The organism is Desulfobaculum sp. SPO524 (assembly GCF_044987625.1).
Taxonomy (GTDB): domain Bacteria; phylum Desulfobacterota; class Desulfovibrionia; order Desulfovibrionales; family Desulfovibrionaceae; genus Desulfobaculum.
Genome location: NZ_JBJDSB010000002.1, coordinates 1211261 through 1229999 on the forward strand (window position 1 = coordinate 1211261; position 18739 = coordinate 1229999).

The following is an 18739-nucleotide window of genomic DNA, read 5'->3' on the forward strand; positions in this document are numbered from 1 at the left end:
GTGCCCGGCTAGCCCATCTCGTCCATCCCGCGCACCGCACAAGGCGCAGCCGCCACACAAAAACGACGCCCCCGCCACAGCGCCGACACATTTCACAGCTACTTCCTCCACATCAGACAAACTGGACTATACCAAAGGAGTCTTGCTGTGAAACACCACATCTGGGCCTTCGCCCTTGCTCTCGTTCTGACCGCCACCGCCGCCAGTGCGGCCTCTTCCGTCCCGCAGGACCTGCTTCGTGCCGCCAAAGCCGAAGGCGAGGTCAACAGCGTAGGCATGCCCGACACCTGGGCCAACTGGAAGGACACTTGGCGCGACCTCAAGGTGAAATTCGGTCTCTCCCATCAGGACACGGACATGAGCTCCGCGCAGGAAATCGCCAAATTCGCCGCCGAGAAAAACAGCGCCACCGCCGACATCGGCGACGTAGGCTTCGCCTTCGGCCCCATTGCCAAAAAGAAAGGCGTCACCCTGCCCTACAAGCCCACCACATGGGACGACATCCCCGCATGGGCCAAAGACAAGGACGGGCACTGGATGCTGGGCTATACCGGTACCATCGCGTTCATCTCCAACAACAACATCGTCAAGAATCCCCCCAAAACGTGGCAGGACCTGCTGGATGGCGACTACAAGGTCACCGTCGGCGACGTAGGCTCCGCCGCACAGGCCAACAACGCCGTCCTGGCCTGCGCCTTTGCCACCGGCGGCAGCGAAGCAGACATCTCACCCGCGCTGAACCTGTTCGCCCAACTGGCCAAGCAGGGCCGCCTGTCGCTCAGCGACACCAGCCTCGCCAACCTTGAAAAGGGCGAAGTGGAAATGGCTCTGCTGTGGGACTTCAATGCCCTCAACTACCGCGACAGCATTGACCACGACCGCTTCACCGTCAGCATCCCGCGTGATGGGTCCATCATCTCCGGCTACGCCACCGTCATTAACAAATACGCCAAGCACCCAAACGCCGCCAAACTCGCCCGCGAATACATCCTGAGCGACGCCGGGCAGATTAACCTTGCCCGCGGCTACGCCCGCCCCATCCGCACCAACATCACCCTCCCCGCCGACGTGCAAAACATGCTGCTGCCAAACGAGCAGTACTCCAACGCCAAGCCCATCGGCGACTTTGACACCTGGAACCGCACCGCGCGCAAACTCTCCCGCCTGTGGCAGGAGCGCGTGCTCATCCACATGCAGTAATCCCGAAACCCCATCGACCACAGAACCACCGACCGAGGTTTTTCTTGTCACACACCGTCATCCTCGTTCTTGTTGATGGCCTCAGCGCCAAGGTAGCCCATGCGTGCATGGGCTACCTTCAGGCCATCGTGGACGCCGGGCACGCGCAGTCCTACACCCTGACGTGCGAACTGCCCTCCCTGTCCCGGCCCCTGTATGAATGCATTCTTACCGGCGTGCCGCCCATTGCCAGCGGCATTGTGGACAACGGCATCGTCCGCCGCTCCCGGCACGACAGCATTTTCTCCCTTGCCACTGGCGCGGGGCGAACCACCGCCGCCGCGGCCTACCACTGGGTGAGCGAACTCTACAACCGCGCCCCCTACGACCCCACGCGTGACCGCTATACCGATGACCCGGCCCTGCCCATCCAGCACGGCATCTTTTACAACGTGGACCACTACCCGGACTGCCACCTCTTTGCTGACGCCCAGCACCTGCTGACGCGCCACGCCCCGGACCTGCTGTTTCTCCACCCCATGAACGTAGACGACGCCGGGCACACGCATGGCGGCGACGGGGACGGCTACCGTGCCGCCGCGCGGCGCATGGACAGTCTGCTCTCGCGCTATGTGCCCCAGTGGCAGGATGCAGGGCATCAGGTCATCATCACCAGCGACCACGGCATGGCCCCGGACCGCATGCACGGCGGCACCACGGACGATGAACGCCGCGTTCCCCTCTATGTAACCGGGAGCCGCTTCTCCATGAATCCAAATGCCTGCCCGGCCCAGACCCAGCTTTGCGGCCTTGTCTGCGAGCTGCTGGGCCTCCCCGGCCATGGCAAACCCCACTGCAAGGAGCTGCTCGCCTCATGACCCATTCCACAACACGCCGCTTTCCGCTCATGCCGGCGGCAGGCCTTGTGCCCTTTTTCGCCATGCTGGGGCTGTTTCAGCTGGCCCCCATGGGCTGGGTGCTCATCCACAGCGTCAACGTGGATGGCGCTTTCAGCCTCGGGCACTACCGCGAAATACTGTCCTCCGCCTTTATGCGGCAGGCGTTCGGCCACAGCCTGACCATCGGCCTTTGGTCCAGCCTCGGCGGGCTGGCTCTCGCCACGGTTGGCGCGGCGGCGCTGCGCCGCGTGGGCGGCAAACTGCGCCAGTTCATGGTGGCCTTCACCAATATGGTGGGCAATTTCTCGGGCGTGCCGCTGGCCTTTGCCTTTATCATCTTCCTTGGCGCCAACGGCAGTTTGACCATCATCCTGCGCGAACTAGGGCTTATCAGCGGCTTTAACCTCTATTCCATCAGCGGCCTGTCCGTGGTCTATACCTACTTCCAGATTCCCCTAGCCATGCTGCTGCTCTTTCCGGCCTTCAATGCCCTTGATGACGATTGGCAGGACGCCGCTGCCCTTCTGGGAGCCACGCCCGCCAGCTACTGGCTGCGCATTGGTCTGCCCGTGCTGGCTCCTGCACTGGTCGGAACGTTCATCATCCTGCTGGCCAATGCCATGGGCGCGTACGCCACGGCCTACGCCCTGACATCCGGCAACGCCAACCTCGTCACCATCCGCATCGCCAACCTTGTGGCCGGGGACCTGTTCCTTGAGCCAAACCTCGCCGCGGCGCTGTCCGTCCTGCTGGTAACGCTGCTGGGCCTTGTGACCATCATCAACCGCTGGCTCCTCAAGAGGAACGTCCATGCGTAGCACCACGCCCATCAACACCATCATCGTCTCCGGCCTTATCGCCCTGCTCAGCATTCCCCTTGTGGCCACGCTGGCCTATTCCCTTGCCAGCCAGTGGGGCGCAACCATCCTGCCCAGCGGCTTCACCTTCAAATGGTACATCGCGCTGTGGAGCGACCCGCGCTTTCTGGCCGCATTCGGCCACTCGCTGGCCGTATGCCTTGGCAGCCTCACACTGTGTGCAGTGCTGACCATACCGGCCATATTCATCGTGCACTACATCTTCCCCAAGCTGGACGGCCTGATGAACGTGCTCATCCTGCTGCCCTTTGCGGTGCCGCCTGTGGTGTCCTCCGTTGGCCTGCTGCAACTGTACGCGGACGGGCCGCTACCGATTATTGGCACGCCATGGATCCTCATCGGCACCTATTTCACCGTGGCGCTGCCGTTTTTGTACCGGGGCATCGCCAACGCCATGCAAGGGCTGGACGTCCACGCCCTGATGGACGCCGCCCACCTGCTGGGAGCCAGCACCATGCGGGCGTTCTTTGTGGTCATCCTGCCGGGCCTGCGGCGGGGCATTATGGCGTCGCTGTTTGTCTCCTTCACGTTCCTGCTGGGGGAATTCGTCTTCGCCAACATCCTCGTGGGCACGCGCTACGAGACGCTTCAGGTGTATTTGAACAACATGCGCAGCACCAGCGGCCACTTCACCAGCGCACTGGTCATGTCCTACTTCATCGTGACCCTTGTCCTGACGTGGTGCGCGGGCCGCTTCAACCGATAATCCCCACAGAGCACAACTCCTATGCATTACGTTACAACCCACGGCCTGACCAAACGCTTCGGCTCCGTCACCGTCTTCGACGGCCTGAATATGTCCATCAACAAAGGGGAGCTCGTCACCCTCCTTGGTCCCAGCGGCTGCGGCAAGTCCACGCTTCTGCGCTGTCTATCGGGCCTCACGCCCATCAACGGCGGACGCATCAGCGTTGGCGGGGACGACATCACCGCCGTCAAACCCCAAAACCGGGGCATCGGCATGGTCTTCCAGAGCTACGCCCTGTTCCCCAACATGACCGTCCGCGCCAACATCGCCTTTGGCCTCAAGATGAAACGCATCGCAGGCGGCGAAGCCACGCGCCGCGTGGCCGAAGCCGTCGCCCTTGTGGAGCTGGGCGGACATGAGGACAAATACCCGCACGAGCTCTCCGGCGGTCAGCGCCAGCGCGTGGCCCTTGCCCGCGCACTGGTGGTGCACCCGCGCATTCTGCTGCTTGATGAACCGCTCTCGGCGCTGGACGCCCGCATCCGCCGCAACCTGCGCAAACAGATTCGCTCCATCCAGCGCGAGCTGGGTCTGACCACCATCTTTGTCACCCACGACCAAGAGGAAGCCCTGACCCTCTCGGACCGCATCTTCCTCATGGACCGGGGCGACATCGTGCAAAGCGGCTCTGCCGAATCCATCTACACGGACCCGGCAAACGCCTTTGTGGCTGGCTTTATCGGCAACTCCAACCTGCTGACGGCCCAGCAGGCCAAGGCTCTGCTGGGCATGGACATTACAGGCCAGCTGGCCGTCCGGCCCGAGTCCATTTACGTCCGCGAACCGGGCCGCAACTACGCCCTTGGCGTCAGCACGCCAGTGGAAGCCACGGTCCTCTCCCACCAACTGCTGGGCAACGTTATCCGCTATCAACTCCTCTCACGCGGGTGCGAACTGACCGTGGACCTCTTAAACCGCTCCTCCAGCCGTCTATTCGAGGCCGGAACCGAGCTGGAAATTCTTTTCAACCGCAACGAACTTCGGGAGGTCGCCTAATGCCCCTCGCCCTCTTTGACCTTGATGAAACCCTCATTCATGGCGACAGCGCCACCATGTGGCTCCGCCATAGCGTCGCCAAAGGCTGGGCCCCCGCCACCGCGCTCGACCGCGAAGAACAGCTTATGCAGGACTACCGCACCGGCACGCTGGACATGAAGGCCTACATCCGCCACTGCGCCGGCCATCTGGAAGGGCTGCCCATGGACGAGGTAGCGCGCCGCGCGCACGAATTCGCCGAGGAATGCATCCGCCCCATCGTCTACCCACAGGCGTGGGAGCGCCTGCGCTGGCATGAGGAAAGCGGCGACACCGTGATCATCATCTCCGCCACCAGCGACTTTCTCGTCCGGCCCATCGCCGCCATGCTGGGCGTTGACAACGTCATCGCCATCCGCCTTGCCGAGGACGCCGGATGCTTCACCACGCAAACCGTCGGGACGCTCTCCTTCCGCGAGGGCAAAGTCACCCGCCTGCACGACTGGATCATGACCGAGCGGCGCAGTCTCTCCGGAAGCATCTTCTACTCCGACTCCCATAACGACATGCCTCTACTCGATGCTGTGGATGTACCCATCCCCACCAACCCGGACGACGCCCTGCGCCGCTACGCCCGCCACCGGGGCTGGCGCGTGCTGGACTGGAAACGGGTCGCGGCCTAGCCCCTGCACCATCAACGCACACACCACGGCATGAAACACCACACAAACAGACAATTCCTCTCCATCCGCGACTCCCTCGCAGACCAAATCGCCGGGGGGCTTCTTCCCGTCGGGGACAAGCTCCCGTCGGAGCGCCGCCTCAGCGAGCTGTACGAAACCACCCGCATCACCGTGAAGGAAGCTCTGCTCGTCCTTGAGGCCGAGGGCAAAATCTACCGCGAGGAGCGGCGGGGATGGTTCGTCTCGCCGCCCCGGCTCATCTATAACCCCATGACCAAATCGCACTTTCACGAGATGGTGCAAGGGCAAAAGCGCCGCGCTGTCACCTCGGTGCTGGCCGCCGCAACCGTCCCCGCGCAGGCGGCCATGTGTCGGCAGATGGACCTGCCGCCGTTTACGCGGGTACACCACATCCGCCGCCAGCGCTGTCTGGACGGACGCGCCGCGCTCTATGTGGAGCACGTGGTCTGCGCTCAGCGTTTCCCCGACCTGTTGGAGTTGGACCTGACCCAATCCATCACCGGCCTGTACGAAAGCCGCTACGGCGTACGGTATGGCCGCTCGCGATTCACCATCACCCCCACCGCCGCCATGGGCCACATTGCGGATATGCTCAGCATTGCCGACGGCAGCAGCATTCTGCACATTGCCCGCGTCAACTACGACCAACACGGCAAACTTATCGACTGCGACATGGAATACTGGCGGCACGATGCCATCCAAATCGCCGTGGATACCGACTCGTGGCAAGAGCTGTAAGCCCACCCCAGAACGCCGGACATGCACATGCTCCATCCAGCCCTCCGCCAACGCGGGGGGCTTTTCTTGTGTTATGGGAGGCAGGACGAAAAAAAAGTGCGCCCACGGCGCGGCTTCCGGTAGAGCGGAAAACCAGCGGCGCGGGCGCACGTCCCTCAGGAGAGTGACGAGGGAAAACGTCCCGGCGGGGTCTGCCGAAGGGCCAGCCGCCGCCGGGAGAAGCGGGAGGAGGATTTATGCCTTACATCGTTCCGATGAGCGATGCGGTGTGAACGCTCTCGGCGAAGAACACCACCCGAAAGAGCAGTTCCGTCACCAGCAGAAGAGCGGGCAGCCACAGGGGGATGCGCCGGGTGCGCAGAACAAAGGCCAGCGGCAGCGCCAGCCCGACAAGCCCCCGTACCCAGTACAGGGAGGATTCCAGCCACGCCGTCCCTGTCATACGCATGGGCGTACTGCCGGAGAGCCAAATGCTCGGGATGAGCAGATGCAGCACAAGGGCGAGGGCCAGAATGCCGCCAAGAATGCGGGCGGGGCGCTCCTGTTCGGCAGCGGGCAGCAGCGCGCCAAACCCGGCAACGCCAAGCATGGCGGCGGTCACGGCGAACAAGGCGCCCGGCACCGCGTTGTCGAGCGCGGGAATGCTGGGCGCCATGTACGCCAGTGCGGATGTGCCAAGGGCGGCCAAGCCCACAACGGGGACCACCACGGACACGGCGCGACTCCTTACGAACATGGACACGATCATAAGAAATGCGAATGCGCCAAATGCCAAAATCTCACGGCTGAGCCACGAATGGGCAATGTTCACCAGTGCGCGGGGCGCGCCAAGGGGGTGCCCCAGATGAAACACCGAGGCCACAAGCCCGGCGCACAGGAGCGCAATTGCCGCCATTTCGCCCGTGCGGCGCGTCTGCGCGCCTGCTGCCGCTTCCTGCGGGACCAGCGCGGCGAACACGGTCATACCCACAGCCATCTGACTCAGGACGGTAAAGAAAACCAGAGGGAGTTCCATACTATTCATTACTTGTTCCTCCTCACGATGTTCGGCTGGGAGGGCATCTTAAAACGGATGGAGGGATTTATCTTCTCCATACGGGGAAAGCCTGCGGGATACTGCACGGCGTCCACCTCGGCAAAGGCGTCAATCTCCACGACGTGAATCGCGTGGACCGGGCAGGCCTGCACACAGGCGGGGCGCAGTCCGGCGTCGAGGCGCTCGTAGCACAGGTTGCACTTCTCCACGTGCTTTTCCACGTGGTCGAACTGCGGCGCACCGTACGGGCAGGAGCGCACACAGTTGCGGCAGCCAATGCACTTGTCCTCGTGGTGAATCACAATGCCGTCCTCGCGCTTTTCGTACGCGCCAACGGGACAGACTTCCAAACAGGCCGGATGCTCGCAGTGGTTGCACCCAATGGACAAAAACCCGCGCTCAAAGTGGGGGTACACATCCTGCCCAAGGGGATACACGCGGCGGCGCTTCACACCGGGCTGGCTGCCATACTGGTTCTTGCAGGCCATGGCGCAGGAAAAGCAGCCTATGCACTTGTCGCTATCGACATAGAATCCAAGTTGTTTCATTTTCGTCATCCTTTCCCGTTATGCCTTCTCAATGTCCGCGAAGTGCTCCTGCGTCGCCAGACCGGGATGCCCGCCAAACTTGTAGGCGCCCATGTCCGCAAGGGTGTCGTCCACGACGTTTTGCACGTTGAAGGAATTGTTCTTGAACCACGCCTCGTACATCAGCAGCGTGTCCGGGGCGACGTTGTCCGTCAGGCGCGCCGTCAGCGTCAGCTCGCCAAGGCGGCTGAACACGCGGGCCTTGTCGCCGTCGCGGATGCCCTTCTCCCGCGCCACGGCGGGGTTCACGTACACGCACGGCTCGGGGTTGAAGTCCTCCATCCAGTCCAAGTTGACGAACTGGGAATGCAGGCCAAACTTGGTGTGCGGCGTCAGCACCTTGTACGGCGCATGCGGCTTGCGCGGAGCCTTGTATTCCGGCAGCGCCATGTTGCCGTAGCGGGTGGCGATTTCCGACTTGAACTCGTACTTGCCGGACGGCGTCTCAAAACGCCCATCCGCCCACGCCACGGGATTGCGCTTCGACTTCACGGGGCCGTCAAGCAGGTCCTTCCACGACGAAATGCCAAACTCCTCATGAATGGTGTCGTTGAACTGGCGAATCATGCATTCCTTGGGCGTCAAATCCTGCGGGAAGGTGCAGGAGCCGGGCTCAAGTTCATTCATGCGCTTGGAGAGCATGGCGGAGATGTCGGTATTGGACTTGCTTTCGTACAGCGGCTCAATGGCCTGTTCGTTAATGGCCAGCCAGTAATGCCAGTAGGACACGTCCACCTGCCATTCCTCAAACTGCGTGGTGGTGGGGAGCACAATGTCCGCCAATTCCGCCGTCTGGGTGAAGAAGTGGTCCACAACCACGGTCATCTCCAGCTGGCGGTAGGCCTTTTCCATGGCGTTGCGGTCCGGCGCCTGACTCATGGGATTGCTGCACGACACCCACATCATGCGGATGGGCGGATTAGCCTTGAACATGTTGCGGGCTTCCTGATTGCGGTTCAGGGAGCGGTTGGACGGGGTGACGGGCTTGCCGCTTTTGGCGGCCTTGGGGTCCACCCAGCCTTTGGAGCCTGCCGGGGGCTGTAGTTCGCACTTGGGCCAGTAGTTGAAATTCCACGTGAATTCCTGCCCGTAGCGCGCGCCGCCGCCCTTTTTGCCAATGTTGCCCGTCATGGCCACAAGGGCGTCAATGGCGCGTACGGCCACGCCGCCGTTGGTGTGGCGCTGCATGCCGTAGCCAATCCAAATGGTGGCCGGGTCGGCGGTGGCGAATTCCTCGGCAAGGCGGGCGATATCCGCGGCGGGGATGCCCGTCTCGGCCTCTGCCCACTCAAGGGTAATGTTCTTTCGCAGGTAGGTAGCGAACTCCTCAAAGCCGTGGGCGTTTCTGCGCACCCACGCCTTGTCCACAAGGTCGTGGTCCAGAATATGACGGGCCATGCCAAGGGCCAGCGCGCCGTCAGTGCCCACCTTGGGACCAAAGTATTCATCGGCCTTGGCGGCGGTCTGGCTGAGCACCGGGTCCACCACCACAAACTTGGCGCCGCGCTCGCGGGCGGCGTAGATGAACTTCATGCTGTGCACGGACGTCCACGCCGGGTTGCCGCCCCAGACGATGACGTACTTGCTGTTCGCCATGTCTTCGGGGTCGTTGCAAACCATGTTGCCGAAGTCGAAGTGCTGGGCGTCATAGCCAGCGGGCCAACAGGAGCTGCCCTCCATGCGCGTGGTGTAGCCAATGGCGGAGAAGAAGCCCTGAATCACAGAACAGTTGGTGATGCCCTCGCTGCCGGAGTTCTTTTCCAGCGCCACGCCGAGCAGGTTGCCGTCCTGTTTCTTGATTTCCAGAATCTTTTTGGCAATGCGGTCAATGGCTTCATCCCACGAGATGCGCTTCCACTTGCCGGAGCCTTTACCGCCCACCTGCTCCATGGGGTACTTGATGCGGTGCGGGCTGTAGACGCGCCGCGGATAGGAAAACCCCTTCACGCACAGACCGGACGAGGTAAACGTAGACTGCGGGTTGCCCTCCACAAACTTGAGCACGCCGTCCTTCACATAGGACTTGATGGAGCAGGTATCGTAGCAGTTGCGCTGGCAGGCGCTGGTCCGCACAACATAGTCCTGGACGCGAAAGGCGTCCGCGCGGGTGGCCGCGGGCCGCAGCAGGCTCCCAGGAACCATGGCCATCGCGCCTGTGGCGGTGAGGCCTTGAAGGAAGTGACGCCGCGTCAATGTGCGGCGCGAGCCGTTCTCGTTCTTCATATCGTTTCTCTCCGTTGCAGGTTCACCGTGCATGAGCACAGACCAGCCAGTTCCCTTTTCAGCAGCACCGCCGCAAACCGAAACAGCGCGGTGGCGTGCTCTGAGGCCAGAATCCGGTCCACAAAAAGCGGTATCCACACCCCTAGGTGGTCGTTCACGAAGAAGCAGTAGAGTTCCTCCTGCGCCTTGCCGGGGGCCTGATGCCGCGCATGGGCCAGATGCACCAGCGCTTCCAGTTCAAAGCTGACATGATCGTCGGGGAAGGTATTACGGTCGGGGTTTTCCAGACCAAGAGCGGAATACACGGCGCGCGCGTCCATGGTGGCCTCGCCCATCACCTGCGACGGCTCATCCAAATACACGGAGGCAAAAGGCGGGGCCTCAACATGCTTTGGGCCGACAAACAGGCTGTTGAAGGCGTACTCTTCCTCGTCCCAATCCGGAACGGGGGGCAAGTTGCGGCGCGTGGTGGCAGGCAGCGCATCCACAGCGCGGCGCAGGTCGGCCGCATGCTGCGCAAAGAACAGATTCCGCAGCGCCAGAAGGTTCTGCATGGTTGTTTCGTCCATAGGGTCTCCCGGTACGTTACGCCCGGCCCTGTGGGCCTGGCGGTGGTCTTGGCCGTGGCTCGTCCCGAGGTCCGCCCCTGCGGTGCACGGGATTTTTTTCACAGCTTGGGAGTGCTCTATGGCAAAAGCATAACGGAGCAAAATCTGTAGGAAGATTCTCACACCGTGTCGGATAAATCCGACACGACCTGTGAACCATTCGGAATATGGGGAGAAAACAAAGAGGGGAAAAGAGGCAAACCGAGGCGAAAGGGAATCGCGGCACAATCCCCGGCGGCAGGGGAAGGGGTTCGGGCGCACGTCACGCCCTTCCCACAGGCCCCAGGCCACGCGCAGAGATAATGGCGCTTACAGCCTCGCCGCCCCGCGCAGGGACGATGCCCCCACCGCGCCCCCCCGCGTACGGAAGAATGCGCGGCGGCGGACACAGCCTCAGCAGCGGCAGTCAGGCCGCGCGCCGCCTAAAACGGCGAGATAAGGCTATGCTTGATGAGGTATTCATACAGCCGGGCGTTGTTCTTAACGCCCAGCTTTTTCATGGCGCGGCTCTTGTAGGTGCCTACAGTCTTAAGGCTCACGCCCATCTTGTCGGCGATGTCCGTCTGGCGCATCCCTTCGGCAATGTGCAGCAGCACCTGCAATTCCCGCTCGGACAGGAGCGTACGCGGGTCGGCGCTGTCTCGCGGGGCCATCTCGCGCACAAGGTTCACCGAAAAGCGCTCGCTCACGTACTGCCCGGACGTCAGCACCTTGCCGATGGCGTCCACAAGCTCATCCGTGGCGGAGTTTTTGGCAATGTAGCCATTGGCCCCGGCTTGCAGGGCCATAACCGCGTACTCGGCCTCCGGGTGCATGCTCAGGACGAGGACGGGAAGCTCCGGGCGGACGCGGCGAATCTTCTTGAGCGTGCTCAGGCCGCTCTCGTCCGGCAGGGAAATATCCAACAGCACAAGGTCAAGCTCCTCGCGCGCCACCTGCTCCATGGCCTCGCGCGAGCTGCCCGCCTCCACAAAGACAATGCCCTCGGCATAATCCGACGCCACATCCATAATCCCCTTGCGCACAATGGCGTGATCATCCACCAGTAAAAACCGCATTATTCCCCGTCCTTCGTTCCGGCGGCGGGCACGTGCAGGTCCACCAGCGTGCCACCATGTTCATGAGCGCGAATATCAATGGTTCCGCCAATGGCCAGCGCGCGCTCGCGCATACCCATCAGGCCATAGGCGTCCGTCCGTGCAAGGGCCGCCGCGTCTATGCCCGCGCCATCGTCCAGTACGGACAGATGCACGTCGTCGCCCGCCCGCCCAAGGCGCACGCGCACCCCACCAGCGCGCGCATGGCGCGCCACGTTGGTGAGCGATTCCTGAAAAATGCGATACACGCCGGTTTTCTGCTCACGCGTTAGTCCTGCGTCATCGGCGTGGCCCTGCATATCCACCGCTATGCCCGTGCGCTCGGCAAAATCGCGCGCGTGCCACAGCAGCGCGGCCTCCAGTCCAAGGTCATCAAGGTGGCCGGGGCGCAGGTTGCGAGCGATGCTGCGCACGGAATCAATGGCCCGGTCCGTCATGGCCTGCAAAAAGCCCACCTTTTCCTCCAGGTCCACACGCGGCTCATCCAGCGCCTTTTCCAGAAAAGCCAGCCGAATCTTGATGACTGTCAGGTCCTGCCCCAGTTCATCGTGAATCTCGCGCGCCACGTGCCGTCTGTCTTCCTCCAGCCTCGCCTGCTGGTAGACAATAAGCCGCCGAATCTCATCGCGCGAGGCCCGCAGTTGCCTGTTGGAGCGCTCCAGCTCGCGGTTGGCGTCCGACAGCTCCCGCGTTTTGAGCGAGACTTGGCGCTTCAGCACCACGTTGAGCACAAACAGAAGCACCAGCACCCCGGCCGCCGCAATGGCCGACGGCACCACCCACGCGGGCAGCCGCCATTCATCGGCGTAGCCAAACCACTTGCGCAGGGAGGCATGATACACGGAATCCGGATTGGCCTTCATGTCGCCAAGGTAGCGGTCAATAGCCGCAATATATGGCTCACCACCGCCGCGCAGGGCGGCGTAGTGAATATTGGTGGGGTGAAAGATAAACGGGATGGCCTTGAGTTTGCGCTTGCGGCCTTTGAGGAACCCCGCATAGCGCCCCACCACAATGGCGTCCACGTCGCCGCGTTCTACATCGCGGAACAGGTTGCCATGTTCGTCATAGCGCACCACGTCGCACGTCACCTCAAACTGCCGCAACATGGAGAGAAATGGCTCAGTGAACACATTGCCCTTCACCACGCCAAGGCGCTTGCCCTCAAGGTCCAGCACTGTGCGCAGGTCCGAATGCCGCGATACATAAATCTGCCCCCAGTCGATGAGCAGCGACTCCGCGCTGAACACAAACTCCGAGTCGCGGTCCTCGGAATAATACATGGCGGGGAGGATATCGATTGTGCGCTGACGCAGGCGCGCCATCAGCTCCGCCCACGTGCCGTACACGTATCGGATTTGCCAGTCTTCCTGCTGCGCAATATGCTCGATAACGTCGATAAACAGGCCCTGTGGGCGTCCGTTTTCATCCACAAAAATCTGTGGCTGGTCCTCAAAAAGTCCTACGCGCACCACCTGCCGCGCCTGTACGGAGGACGCGCACAGCGTCCACACCACCACGCACAGCGCGGCGCAGACCCAGCGCGCCACCCGCTCACGTCTCCCAGCCTCTTTTCCCGTCACCATCGACCCTACCTTGAACATATTTCGTAAAAAAGAACCGCACAGCCTGATACTGGCCGGGGCATGCCCGGTCAACCTCCGCCGCCGCCCCATATGGCTTCCCGCCTCCATACGGCCAGCACTGCGAGCGCAATCACGCGTCTGGCAATTACTCACAAAACACCTGCCATTCCTCAAGAAAATCATTTATAGGCGGCAATGGCCTTCACTGCGGAACCTTCCGTACAACCCATATGGAGTATACAATGATGATCACTCTTCTTCGCCGCGCCAATATGCTGGCGCTGACCCTTTGCCTGCTCCTCGTCGGGGCAACCTCCGCCCTTGCCTGCTCGGAAATCTTTGTGGGCGGCGCGCATCCTGTTTCCGCCCGAACCTTTGACTTCATGTTCGGCGGCGGGCAGGCCCTGTTTACCCCGCGCGGCGTGGACAGGCAGACCCTCACCTTCCACGAGGACGAAACCCCGCTGGAATGGACCGCCAAATACGGCAACATCACCTTCAGCGCCTTTATGCCGCTGGAAGACGGCACCTCCGGCCTCACGGGCGTGGACGGCATCAACGAGGCGGGCTTCAAAGTCGGCACCTACTACCTGCCGGATTCCGTCCTGCCACAGGGCGCTGGCGGCACCGTGCTGAACGTGGCCTCCTTCGTCCAGTACGCTGTGGACCGCTTCGCCACCGTGGAGGAATTCATCGCGGACCTCAAAAGCGGCGAGTACCGCGTGACCTCCATGCCCACCGCCGTGGACCTGAAGCTGCACCTCTTCGTGCACGACGCATCAGGCCAAAGCGCCATCATTGAGTACATTGACGGCAAGCTGGACGTCATCCGCAACCCCGAGGTCCCCATCCTGACCAACACCCCCTACCGCCAGTCCATTGAGGACCTGAAGGCCTACCACGAATTCGGCGGCGAAACGCCCATCCCCGGCGGCCAGTACCCCCTGGAGCGCTTTGTGCGCGGTGCATACTATTCCCGCCACATCCCCACGCCCGAGAGCACGGAAGACGCCCTTGCCTCGGCCACCGCAGCCATCATGAACCTGACCGTTCCGCCCTTCTTCGACTACGGTTGCACCTTCTGGCACCTTATCACGGACATGAAAAACAAAACCGTCTACATCCACACCCTGCATAACAGAAAGCAGCGCTGGGTGAATCTGAATGAGATGGACATGAGCGAAGGCAACGCCCCCATGACGCTCGACTTCCAAAACCCCGACCTGTCGGGCAACGTGAAGGACGCCTTTAAGCCAATGTAAACCGCGCATACGCGCAAGCCGCCTTGCAAGGCGGTCCGTTGTGTGCCCATGCGCGTACGCACTCAGCACCGCGCGCTTGGAATCAGCAAAAGCATGCCGGAAACGCCCAGCGTTTCCGGCTTTTCTTATGCGGCCCAGCATCCACTTCTCAGAGCGTTCTCAGTCCCCTTCCCAAACTCTGTAGCAGGATAACATGGCGCCCACAGCTCCGGCATGCGGAACCATGTCGGCCTTCTGGCTTATGAGTGATCCGCCCGGCTATGAAGCCCAATTGAGCCTCAGCCCGCATGGGAATTCTATGCCCAATATGCCGCCTTCATCCCGCCACCTCCACAACGCCAGAAGAAACGCGGGAGGGGCGCAACAAAGCCGCTACGCGAGCGCTCTACGCCGCCCAAAAAATTATGCACCATAGTCCGTAACGCCCTCTTGACAGCGCGCAAAGCCTGCTTATTTTTTCAATCACAAAGGGAAAAACCGCTAATGAAAGGAGGATGTTATGGATATGACCAAGCTGAATCCTTGGAACTGGTTCAAGAAGGAAGACGAGCAGGCTCCCCTGCTTCCTATCCGGCGAGACGAGGACGACAAGCGGGGCGCTTCCGGCTCCCTTGCCAGCCTGCACTCGGAGATTGACCGGCTCTTTGACCAAGCGTTCAGGGGATTCGGATTCGACTCACCCCTTTCCCGCCCCAGCGCCCTGACGCGCCTTGCGGGCACGGCCTTCAAGCCCAGCATCGACGTTGCCGGGTCCGAGAAGGAATACACCATCACCGCCGAACTCCCCGGCATGGACGAAAAAGACATCTCCATCGAACTCAAGGGGGACTCGCTCATCATCAAGGGCGAAAAGCGGCAGGAGGAAAGCTCCGAGGACAAGGGATTCTACCGCGTTGAACGCAGCTACGGCGCCTTCCAGCGCATCCTGCACGTCCCAACGGACGCCGACACGGACAACATCACCGCCCGCTCGGACAACGGCGTCATCACCATCACCCTTCCCCGCAAGGACGCACCAGACGCTGAAACCAAACAGATCACCATAGAATAACCACCACCCCAACCACTCCCCCACCACGCCCCCGGCCCAGCCGGGGGTTTTTTGTATTGTTAAAATTTGGAGAGGGAGGGGGCAACCTGTACCGCCATAACCTGTTCCCTCTGTTCCCGGACAAAAGTGTTACCCATGTTCCGTGTTGTACAGAGAGTTGAGGCTTTCCTAGGAAAAAGGAAGACACTGGGAGAAGACGAAGGACGAAACACATCCTTAAATTCGGACCAAAAAACAAGGAATTGTTGCGCCTCACGTAAACCTTCCCTACAGTTCGGCCTTCCCAGTCTTTTTCCCGGAGAAGTACCACCGCATGACCCCATACACTCTGTCGCAAATCCTCGTCGGCATCGCCATTATTACGGACATCCTGTCCTTCCAGTTCAAGGACCGGCGACGCATTGTCTTCTGCCTCTTTCTCTCGGGCATACTCATTTCGTCACACTTCTTCCTGCTGGGACACAGCACGGCGGGGCTTCTTATGCTCATCGCCACCACCCGCTATCTTACCAGCGTCTTCACCACCTCACGCCGCGCCATGGGCTTTTTCCTCTCCCTCTCCACCTTCGCCGCAGCATGGACCTATGAAGGACTCCTCAGCATTATCAGCTACCTCGGCTCAGCCTTCCAAACAGCAGGAGCCTTCGCCCAACACGACAAACGCCTCCGCCAACTCATGATCATCGGCACCCTCTTCTGGCTCCTCCACAACACCCTCGCCCACTCCCCCACCGCCGTCCTGATGGAAGCGCTATTCCTTGTGAGCAATATTGTTGGCTATTATCGCCATTATAAACGGCAAGACATCCCTACATATCAGCAGACGAGGCAATAAGCAGTGTCCTGACATGCCTTCCCAACGACGACATAATTTTGCCCATTCTACTCTTCCCGTTTCGTTTGTTCTCCCACTGACATTCTCCACTAAATGCGCGCCTTGCCTCGCACAAAAAAGCCACGTTGTGTCGTCAACTCGCCTTTCTTCTCTCTTGCGAGTCGAAAAGCAAAGGTGTACGTGTTTTCCGATTTTCACAATCATATTGCCGCACTTTTCGTAAAGAATGCGTAGCACCGCTCTCTGACACGCCTATGAACAACTTCATGGCGCACAGGGAGGCGGTGTCATTCGGAAACACTCGCAAGGAGACAGGCATGAAGAATCTGTTGTTTTTCAACAAAATGATCACCCCGAACATTATTACATTTATCTATTGGCTGATGCTGGTTGGTGCTGTGTTCGGTGGGGTAGGGATTATGTTCAGCGGGTACGGCGGATTCAGTGCAGGCAACTTCTTTGGGGGGCTTTTTACCATCATTGGTGGAGCTGTCGGCGCAAGGATATGGTGCGAGCTTCTTATTGTGCTGTTCAAGATGAACGAAGCCTTGCAGGAAATGCGTCACAAATAGCAAAGGCGCGTCACTCCATCGCCCAAAAAACCGCCGTCCTCCTCACGGAGAACGGCGGTTTGTGCTTTGGCGTGATTATGGGCCTCGTCCCTATGGCCTGCGGCAGAAGCAGCGCCGCAGGTACCATCCGGCCATGACCAGCAAACCAAGAATGATAAACAGCCAACCTATGGGGATGAAGGCGAAGGCTTCGCGCAGGACGCCTGTGTCGTCAACGGTGCTTCCCTTAATGCGGTAGGCGATGATGCAGGCGACGCCAAGGGCGAAGAGGATTGCCGAGGTTGTGAGAGAAAAGACGCGTTGCCACATGCCGTCCTCCTGTGAACGTTATGCTGAAACGCCAAACGGGAGCGCTACCCAAGGGCAAAACCCCGCGCTTTTGGCTGAGGTATGCTGCGCATTGGGCCTATCCTCGCCTTCTGAAGAGTCGCCAGAAAAGCGGCCTCAGGTGGCGTTCACAACGCTGTCGCAGAATCGTGAAACCCTACCGCTACGCCGCAGCCTGAGGCGTGGTGCGGCCTGAGCGGGCTTTTACACACCCGCCGTATGTCGGCATCCCAAACGGGCCCTCCCGCCGGGACACCTCAACCGGACATCCCAGATGTCAGGCTCCCCTACCATCAGGGCACCCCGACCATCGCACGGCCCGCGCACAGGCGCGCCTGCCCGCTTACGACGCGGCGCTTTCGTCCACGACAAGCACCTGCTTGCCCATCATTGTACCGCTTTCCTGCCGCACATGCATGGCCTGAACGTTTTCCGCCGTCAACCCATGTAGCGTCTCCTGCCGGGTGGACACGAGGTGCCCGTCGTCCAGCAGCGACGCAACACGCCCGAGCAATGCGCCCTGTTCCGCCATGTCCTCGGTCTGAAACATGGAGCGGGTATACATAAATTCCCACGCGATGCGGACGCTCTTTTGCTTGAACAGGGTCAGGTCCAGCGGATTGTCCGGGTCGTCTATGAGGGCGATGGTGCCCTGCGGGCGGATACATTCGGCCATGGCTTGCCAGTGACGCTCCATCTGCGTCGTGCAGAAAATGGCGTCGACGGTCTGCATGCCTTGTTCCTGTAACTCGGTCGCAAGGTTGTTTCTGTGGTTCAATACGGTCTCAGCACCCATTTTGCGGCACCACGCGGCGGTTTCCGGGCGCGAAGCCGTGGAAAAAACCGTCAGCCCCGCCCATGCGGCCAACTGGGTCGCCACGGAACCAACACCGCCCGCGCCGCCAATGATAAGGACGCTCTGCCCGGCATTAGCTCCAGCCTCGGGCGTAAACCCAATGCGCAGGAAAAGGGCCTCCCACGCGGTGATGGAAGTCAGCGGCATGGCTGCGGCATCAGCGGCGCTCAGGCTGACCGGGGCGTGCGCGGCAATCCGCTCGTCTACGAGGTGGAATTCGCTGTTGCAACCGGGGCGCGTGATATCGCCCGCGTAGAACACCCGGTCGCCCGTGACAAATCCCCGAACCTCACTCCCCACGGCCTCCACGATGCCAACGGCGTCCCAGCCAAGGACCTTGTCGCCCTCCATGCGCTGGCGGACCTTGGTATCCACTGGATTCATACCTATGGCCACAACCCGCACCACAATATCGCGCGCGCCGGGAGACGGCCTGTCCTGCTCCACACTGCGAAACGCCCCTTCATCTCCGGCGGGCATACCGCCTCTTGCCTGTATTGTCTTCATGATGTCTGCTCCTTGCAGGTTGGTCGTCATTATGCTTGTGTGACCTACGGTATCAACAGCTGACATTTCAG

Annotated in this window: 19 protein-coding genes; 11 read left to right on the forward strand and 8 right to left on the reverse strand. The window is 61.2% G+C overall.

Features of this window, described 5'->3' with window-relative positions:
• Positions 1-147 precede the first annotated feature (147 nt).
• From ACI3L3_RS10915 to ACI3L3_RS10945, 7 genes are read left to right on the forward strand one after another with little or no spacing between them, the layout of a single operon-like run.
• Positions 148-1200 (forward strand): ABC transporter substrate-binding protein, encoded by a 1053-nt coding sequence (locus ACI3L3_RS10915; protein WP_404845140.1) that lies wholly within the window; start codon positions 148-150, stop codon positions 1198-1200.
• Positions 1201-1244: 44 nt separating this feature from the next.
• Positions 1245-2057: an alkaline phosphatase family protein gene (locus tag ACI3L3_RS10920; protein WP_404845141.1), complete on the forward strand. Its 813-nt coding sequence runs from the start codon at positions 1245-1247 to the stop codon at positions 2055-2057.
• Positions 2054-2896 (forward strand): ABC transporter permease, encoded by an 843-nt coding sequence (locus ACI3L3_RS10925; RefSeq protein WP_404845142.1) that lies wholly within the window; start codon positions 2054-2056, stop codon positions 2894-2896. The genes ACI3L3_RS10920 and ACI3L3_RS10925 overlap by 4 nt, the downstream gene beginning before the upstream one ends.
• Positions 2889-3662, forward strand: a complete 774-nt coding sequence (locus tag ACI3L3_RS10930) for an ABC transporter permease (protein ID WP_404845143.1) — start codon at positions 2889-2891, stop codon at positions 3660-3662. The genes ACI3L3_RS10925 and ACI3L3_RS10930 overlap by 8 nt, the downstream gene beginning before the upstream one ends.
• A 21-nt stretch (positions 3663-3683) precedes the next feature.
• Positions 3684-4700 carry an ABC transporter ATP-binding protein gene (locus ACI3L3_RS10935; protein WP_404845144.1) on the forward strand — a complete coding sequence of 339 codons (1017 nt, stop codon included), beginning with the start codon at positions 3684-3686 and terminating at the stop codon, positions 4698-4700.
• On the forward strand, positions 4700-5362 hold the full coding sequence (locus tag ACI3L3_RS10940) for an HAD family hydrolase (protein WP_404845145.1): 663 nt from the start codon (positions 4700-4702) through the stop codon (positions 5360-5362). The genes ACI3L3_RS10935 and ACI3L3_RS10940 overlap by 1 nt, the downstream gene beginning before the upstream one ends.
• A 30-nt stretch (positions 5363-5392) precedes the next feature.
• Positions 5393-6121 carry a UTRA domain-containing protein gene (locus ACI3L3_RS10945; protein ID WP_404845146.1) on the forward strand — a complete coding sequence of 243 codons (729 nt, stop codon included), beginning with the start codon at positions 5393-5395 and terminating at the stop codon, positions 6119-6121.
• A 241-nt stretch (positions 6122-6362) separates the two neighbouring features.
• Here ACI3L3_RS10945 and ACI3L3_RS10950 read toward each other — a convergent pair whose 3' ends face one another.
• The 6 genes from ACI3L3_RS10950 to ACI3L3_RS10975 all read right to left on the reverse strand — a co-directional run bounded on the left by ACI3L3_RS10950 (position 6363) and on the right by ACI3L3_RS10975 (position 13258).
• A complete protein-coding gene (locus ACI3L3_RS10950; RefSeq protein WP_404845147.1) occupies positions 6363-7145 on the reverse strand; it encodes a dimethyl sulfoxide reductase anchor subunit family protein in 783 nt (260 codons plus the stop codon).
• Positions 7145-7714 (reverse strand): 4Fe-4S dicluster domain-containing protein, encoded by a 570-nt coding sequence (locus ACI3L3_RS10955; protein WP_404845148.1) that lies wholly within the window; start codon positions 7712-7714, stop codon positions 7145-7147. Before ACI3L3_RS10955 ends, ACI3L3_RS10950 begins: the two co-directional genes overlap by 1 nt.
• A gap of 9 nt (positions 7715-7723) precedes the next feature.
• Positions 7724-9967 carry a molybdopterin-dependent oxidoreductase gene (locus tag ACI3L3_RS10960; RefSeq protein ID WP_404845149.1) on the reverse strand — a complete coding sequence of 748 codons (2244 nt, stop codon included), beginning with the start codon at positions 9965-9967 and terminating at the stop codon, positions 7724-7726.
• Entirely contained in the window at positions 9964-10536 is a 573-nt protein-coding gene (locus tag ACI3L3_RS10965) for a molecular chaperone (protein ID WP_404845150.1), read from the reverse strand. The genes ACI3L3_RS10960 and ACI3L3_RS10965 overlap by 4 nt, the downstream gene beginning before the upstream one ends.
• 461 nt (positions 10537-10997) lie before the next feature.
• A complete protein-coding gene (locus ACI3L3_RS10970; RefSeq protein ID WP_404845151.1) occupies positions 10998-11633 on the reverse strand; it encodes a response regulator in 636 nt (211 codons plus the stop codon).
• Entirely contained in the window at positions 11633-13258 is a 1626-nt protein-coding gene (locus ACI3L3_RS10975; protein WP_404845152.1) for a transporter substrate-binding domain-containing protein, read from the reverse strand. The genes ACI3L3_RS10970 and ACI3L3_RS10975 overlap by 1 nt, the downstream gene beginning before the upstream one ends.
• 242 nt (positions 13259-13500) lie before the next feature.
• Here ACI3L3_RS10975 and ACI3L3_RS10980 point away from each other — a divergent pair, with 242 nt between their 5' ends.
• From ACI3L3_RS10980 to ACI3L3_RS10995, 4 genes are all read left to right on the forward strand, one after another.
• Positions 13501-14520, forward strand: a complete 1020-nt coding sequence (locus ACI3L3_RS10980) for a linear amide C-N hydrolase (RefSeq protein WP_404845153.1) — start codon at positions 13501-13503, stop codon at positions 14518-14520.
• A gap of 499 nt (positions 14521-15019) precedes the next feature.
• Positions 15020-15571, forward strand: a complete 552-nt coding sequence (locus ACI3L3_RS10985; protein ID WP_404845154.1) for an Hsp20/alpha crystallin family protein — start codon at positions 15020-15022, stop codon at positions 15569-15571.
• Between the two features lie 313 nt (positions 15572-15884).
• Positions 15885-16406, forward strand: coding sequence for a YgjV family protein (locus ACI3L3_RS10990; RefSeq protein WP_404845155.1), 522 nt, complete (start codon positions 15885-15887; stop codon positions 16404-16406).
• Between the two features lie 317 nt (positions 16407-16723).
• Positions 16724-16978: a DUF4282 domain-containing protein gene (locus ACI3L3_RS10995; RefSeq protein WP_404845156.1), complete on the forward strand. Its 255-nt coding sequence runs from the start codon at positions 16724-16726 to the stop codon at positions 16976-16978.
• A gap of 90 nt (positions 16979-17068) precedes the next feature.
• On the opposite strand, the gene ACI3L3_RS11000 is transcribed toward ACI3L3_RS10995, so the two are convergent.
• Complete coding sequence (locus ACI3L3_RS11000; protein WP_404845157.1) at positions 17069-17287, reverse strand: DUF3955 domain-containing protein; 219 nt, start codon at positions 17285-17287, stop codon at positions 17069-17071.
• A gap of 361 nt (positions 17288-17648) precedes the next feature.
• A complete protein-coding gene (locus ACI3L3_RS11005) occupies positions 17649-18668 on the reverse strand; it encodes a zinc-binding alcohol dehydrogenase family protein (protein ID WP_404845158.1) in 1020 nt (339 codons plus the stop codon).
• Between the last annotated feature and the right edge of the window lie 71 nt (positions 18669-18739).

Coding starts and splice junctions, on each gene's coding strand:
- ACI3L3_RS10985 (WP_404845154.1), top strand. CDS start 15,020: ATGGATATGACCAAGCTGAATCCTTGGAACTGGTTCAAGAAGGAAGAC.
- ACI3L3_RS10930 (WP_404845143.1), top strand. CDS start 2,889: ATGCGTAGCACCACGCCCATCAACACCATCATCGTCTCCGGCCTTATC.
- ACI3L3_RS10925 (WP_404845142.1), top strand. CDS start 2,054: ATGACCCATTCCACAACACGCCGCTTTCCGCTCATGCCGGCGGCAGGC.
- ACI3L3_RS10995 (WP_404845156.1), top strand. CDS start 16,724: ATGAAGAATCTGTTGTTTTTCAACAAAATGATCACCCCGAACATTATT.
- ACI3L3_RS10950 (WP_404845147.1), bottom strand. CDS start 7,145: ATGAATAGTATGGAACTCCCTCTGGTTTTCTTTACCGTCCTGAGTCAG.
- ACI3L3_RS10955 (WP_404845148.1), bottom strand. CDS start 7,714: ATGACGAAAATGAAACAACTTGGATTCTATGTCGATAGCGACAAGTGC.
- ACI3L3_RS10975 (WP_404845152.1), bottom strand. CDS start 13,258: ATGGTGACGGGAAAAGAGGCTGGGAGACGTGAGCGGGTGGCGCGCTGG.
- ACI3L3_RS10960 (WP_404845149.1), bottom strand. CDS start 9,967: ATGAAGAACGAGAACGGCTCGCGCCGCACATTGACGCGGCGTCACTTC.
- ACI3L3_RS10980 (WP_404845153.1), top strand. CDS start 13,501: ATGATGATCACTCTTCTTCGCCGCGCCAATATGCTGGCGCTGACCCTT.
- ACI3L3_RS11000 (WP_404845157.1), bottom strand. CDS start 17,287: ATGTGGCAACGCGTCTTTTCTCTCACAACCTCGGCAATCCTCTTCGCC.
- ACI3L3_RS11005 (WP_404845158.1), bottom strand. CDS start 18,668: ATGAAGACAATACAGGCAAGAGGCGGTATGCCCGCCGGAGATGAAGGG.
- ACI3L3_RS10945 (WP_404845146.1), top strand. CDS start 5,393: ATGAAACACCACACAAACAGACAATTCCTCTCCATCCGCGACTCCCTC.
- ACI3L3_RS10965 (WP_404845150.1), bottom strand. CDS start 10,536: ATGGACGAAACAACCATGCAGAACCTTCTGGCGCTGCGGAATCTGTTC.
- ACI3L3_RS10940 (WP_404845145.1), top strand. CDS start 4,700: ATGCCCCTCGCCCTCTTTGACCTTGATGAAACCCTCATTCATGGCGAC.
- ACI3L3_RS10970 (WP_404845151.1), bottom strand. CDS start 11,633: ATGCGGTTTTTACTGGTGGATGATCACGCCATTGTGCGCAAGGGGATT.
- ACI3L3_RS10935 (WP_404845144.1), top strand. CDS start 3,684: ATGCATTACGTTACAACCCACGGCCTGACCAAACGCTTCGGCTCCGTC.
- ACI3L3_RS10990 (WP_404845155.1), top strand. CDS start 15,885: ATGACCCCATACACTCTGTCGCAAATCCTCGTCGGCATCGCCATTATT.